This window comes from bacterium (assembly GCA_024228115.1).
In the GTDB taxonomy this organism is placed as follows: Bacteria; Myxococcota_A; UBA9160; order UBA9160; family UBA6930.
Map to the genome: position 1 here is coordinate 1 of JAAETT010000183.1, position 4,117 is coordinate 4,117.

Here is a 4,117-nt window from a genome sequence, read left to right on the forward strand (position 1 = left end):
CGAAGCACACTCCGCATTCGCGCCACGGAATGGGCATCGACCACCCAAAACGAGATCCGTCAGCGTCAATCGCCGCGCGGCACGCTGAAACATTGGAAAGCCAGCTTCTCAGCCAACTTTCGTGCATAGTTCAGGCTAGCGACCCTTGGTCAAACGACCGACGTCGATGTAACGCCGGATCTTGCCCTTGCTCTTGAGCGGGGTTCCGTGGCTATCCCAGAACTCGATCCGGTTGCCGGTGCCTGTCTGGACATTCACGATCGTGTCACTGACGACCCGTAGATCCCGGGGCTCCGGTACCGCATCCCAGCCGTGGTACCAGCCATCCTTGCTCTTGGTGTCACTCTCCAGTTCGTCACCGCTCCAGCGATGATTGTGGGTGATGATCTTCCAGAGCTCGTTCTTGCGGTCGTAGGCGAACGAGTAGAGGGCCACGTACGTCTGCTGATCGATGTAGATATCCTTGTGGTCGTACGGGTGGTCCGCGCTGTTTGGAGTGAACCGGATCTTCCACGCCTTCCGCATCTCCCAACGATCATCCGCGTACGACAGACCGTAAGGCCCGAAGTTCTGATCCTCGTTGTAGGGGTAGGCCGCCACCCGGGAGTTCATGGGTGCCAGGATGTCTGCTTCTCCAAGGCACTCCCACGCGTACTGCGGAACGATTCCCGCGAAGCTGCGTAGATCGTCGAACGTGAAGTCGGTCCCGGAAACGGCGTCCGTCCGCTGGGCGGCAGAGATCCGACGCACGCGACGCAGCGTCGGAACGTAGACCCAGGTGTCGTCGTTCTTGGTCTCGGCCGTCGGTCGATCCGACTCCTTGTACCGATACGTCATCAGCATGATGCCGCGAGCATCGAAGGGCGCGTTGACCTCGATCCCGAAGGCGCTCTTCCTCTTCTCGCCTCGGAAGAGATCGCCGTTGTCCTCATCGAGAATCCCCTTCTCGACCCGATGGGACATCAGGATCGTCTTGGCCGTCCCCTGGAAGTAGAGCGGCAGTTCCTCACCGCGATCCCAATACGAGTATTAGTAGGTGGAATTCGAGCCGTCGCCGTCCCATTGATAGTCGAAGTTCCAGATGATCTTCGTCCCGGCATCCGGATCGCCGGCACAATCGATCTTCTCCGGGAAGGGACGCCCGGCCGTGAAGTTCTCGAGGCTCGATGCGGGCCCGATCTTCGCCTGGCCCTTGAAACGCTCGGTTGCTGCCAGGTATTCGGGCGACTCGCTGTAGTCACGCTGGAACGGGCCGATCTCGAGCTGCATGCCCTCGTAGAAGAAGAAGTCGCGGTTCGACCAGAACTGCTCCGGCAGGAACGGCTTGAGCGATTCCACCTTGTCGTTGGTGATGACGTCGCCTTCGGCGAAGGTCGGCGCACCGCCCGCCGTGTCTTCCTGGGCAATGGCGACGAGCGGTAGAGCAAGCACCGCCACGAGAATGATGAGGCTTCGGATCATGGCTTTCCCCCTTGTCCGGATGTCACTCCGGGCCGGCGGTTGAGCCGGCAACTACGGGGAAGTACGCCTGCCGGCCTCCCCGCGATTCAAGAGGTAGCAGACCCAGCCTCCCCATGACGCGTGGTGGGATCATTCCCATGCCGGTAGCGTCCCGCCCGCCCACCATGTTGCATCCCGACCTGTTGCCCGAACCCACCTTTCCCGCCCGGGCGCTCGCACGTTTGGAATGGATTGCGCGCGTCACCGGCCTGGCGGGCTTCGTCATGTTGCTCCGTGTTCTTCTCGGCGCGTCCCGTGGGGAAGGAAGCCGAGGATCTCACCTGCCCGCCAGCCTTCCTGCGGCCCTGGGCACGTTGAAGGGTCCCTTCACGAAGTTAGGTCAGCTAGCTGCAGTGAGGGTCGATACCCTCGACGCGGAGACGCGAGACGCTCTCGTTTCTCTTCGTGACGACGTTCCCCCGCTTTCCTTCTGGCGAATCGGCCGAGTGATCGAAGAGGAGCTCGGTGCTCCGCTAGCCAGGCATTTCCTTGCCATCGATCCGACACCCCTCGGGGCGGCATCGATCGCACAGGTACACCGGGCCCGCCTGCACGATGGCCGAGACGTCATCGTCAAGGTCCAGTACCCCTGGTTGACGCGCTCGGCCCGAGCGGACCTGGCGTTGCTCAGGAGGCTGCTGAAGAGATTGGCTCCCTCCGAGCGCGCCGGAGCCGCCTTTGCCGAATTTTCTCGCAGCTACCGCGAGGAACTCGATTTCTGCCGGGAGGCGGCTATGGCAGCTGAAATCGCAGAGAACCTTTCGGGTGACCCACGCCTCGTAGTTCCCCAGATCGTCGAGTCCCATTCCGCAGGTCGCGTCCTCACCATGCTCGAATTGCCAGCACTCTCGCTTCGAGCACCTGAAGCGCTGGCCGCTCGGGGCATCCCCATGCCCGAGGTGCTTCAGGCGATCGTCGCCGCCTACGCCAAGCAGATGTTCGTCGATGGCCTCTTTCACGCGGATCCGCACCCCGGCAACCTGTTCGTGATCGACGAGCCCGAGGCCACTGAACGCCCGCGGATCCTGTTCGTAGATTTCGGCCTCTCTCAGCGTCTTGATCCGAAGCTCCGCAAGGAAGTCCGCCAGGGCATCTACGCCCTGCTGAAGAATGACCTCGACGCCTTCCTGGCCGGCATGGAACGCATGAAGATGATCGAACCCGGCGCGGAACCCGGTGTCCGGGCCGCGGTCTCGGCCATGTTCGAGCGCATACGAGGCGAGCAAGGCGGCGCCATGGCCATGAGTACCGATCGCGTACTCGCCCTGAAGGACGAAGCGAGCGCCCTGCTCTTCGAGACATCGGGGCTCACCCTGCCCCTGCCGCTGCTCTTCTACGCGAAGACGCTTTCATACGTCTTCGCCCTCGGGAGGGAATTGGCGCCCGAGGTCGACCTGATGACGCTCGCGGTGCCTTACATGCTTCGTTTCCTGGCGGAGACGGACTAGTCCCGTGACGCGAGAGCCACCTGCGCGGGTTGGTGGCTGGCCGGCTTGGGGTTCGCGGGGCTGGTGAGGGGGGATGGGTTGGGTGTGAGGGCATCCTTTCATCCTGCGGTGGGTTCTCGCACGGCCGACGCATGGGCGCGGCGCTTTAGCCCGCATGGGTGGGGCCAAGGTCGGCTTGGGGGCGTGGGTCAGGTGGGCTGTGTGCGGGTTCTCAGCTGAACCGGGGCCGGTAGCGGCGTTCGTCGGTTTTCCTTGACATCGTATTCAAACAGTGCCATTATCAACACCATGCTGCGTCGGACTCCTCAACTCGAGCTTCCCCTTCATGGCTGGGGCGGAAGGCGTGAGGGTGCTGGACGTAAGCCTGGTCCGAACCCGCGAGTGGCCCATCTTCAGCGAGCGCCTTTGGCTTCGCGGCATCCTTGCCATGTGACTGTGAAGGTCCGGCCCGATGTTCCGTCGCTTCGCGATGGGCGGCTGGTGCGGGAAGTGGAGAGGTCGTTTGCCTGCGTGCTCGAGCGCACGGACTTCCGGCTCGTTCACTATTCGATCCAGTCGAATCACCTGCATCTGATCGTCGAGGCCAGGGATGCGGGCGCGCTCGGAAGAGGGATGAATGCGTTGGGATCTCGCCTGGCGCGGGCGGTGAACCGGGTGTTCGGGCGAAAGGGGCGTGTCCTGTTGGACCGCTTTCACCATGTGGTGCTGCGGACTCCGACCCAGGTTCGGAATGCGATGCGCTACGTGCTCCTGAACGCACGTAGGCATATGAAGACGAAGCCCAGGACAACGAGGATCGATCCGGCCTCGTCTGGGCGTTGGTTCGAGGGCTGGCGGCGCGCTGCCAGGGGACTCGTCGCTCAAGCACGGGAGCGACCCGGGGGAAACGTGGTGGCGGTCGCCACGCCACATACGTGGCTCCTGGCCGAGGGTTGGCGGAGGGCCGGCCCCCGACTCGATCCGGCTGAGATTCCGAGCGCCGCCTAGCCGAGCCACGCACGCGAGCCGACCTTCGCTCTGGCGATGTGGGCCAAGGTGTAGACGCTCACTCAGAAGCGTAGAAATCTGATCATTTGGCCGGGGGGCGACGCAGCCCGCCGTTCCGGATTCCGATTCAGATCTTCCGGGTCGAAAGGTCCTTGACCCAGGGCGAACGCCCTCCCGGCTCG

General features: G+C 63.2%; 4 protein-coding genes. 2 read left to right on the top strand and 2 right to left on the bottom strand.

The window, feature by feature from the left end; translation table 11 throughout:
• Positions 1–135: 135 nt before the first annotated feature.
• Together GY937_09260 and GY937_09265 are read right to left on the bottom strand one after the other, a co-directional pair.
• Positions 136–963, bottom strand: a complete 828-nt coding sequence (locus GY937_09260; GenBank protein ID MCP5056896.1) for a DUF1329 domain-containing protein — start codon at positions 961–963, stop codon at positions 136–138.
• 66 nt (positions 964–1,029) lie between these two features.
• The gene (locus GY937_09265; GenBank protein MCP5056897.1) at positions 1,030–1,461 is read right to left on the bottom strand and encodes a DUF1329 domain-containing protein; all 432 of its coding nucleotides are present in this window, start codon (positions 1,459–1,461) and stop codon (positions 1,030–1,032) included.
• A 137-nt stretch (positions 1,462–1,598) separates the two neighbouring features.
• On the opposite strand from GY937_09265, the gene GY937_09270 reads away from it, so the two are divergent.
• Together GY937_09270 and GY937_09275 are read left to right on the top strand one after the other, a co-directional pair.
• Positions 1,599–2,948: an AarF/ABC1/UbiB kinase family protein gene (locus GY937_09270; GenBank protein MCP5056898.1), complete on the top strand. Its 1,350-nt coding sequence runs from the start codon at positions 1,599–1,601 to the stop codon at positions 2,946–2,948.
• A gap of 288 nt (positions 2,949–3,236) precedes the next feature.
• Entirely contained in the window at positions 3,237–3,935 is a 699-nt protein-coding gene (locus tag GY937_09275) for a hypothetical protein (protein ID MCP5056899.1), read from the top strand.
• Positions 3,936–4,117 lie beyond the last annotated feature (182 nt).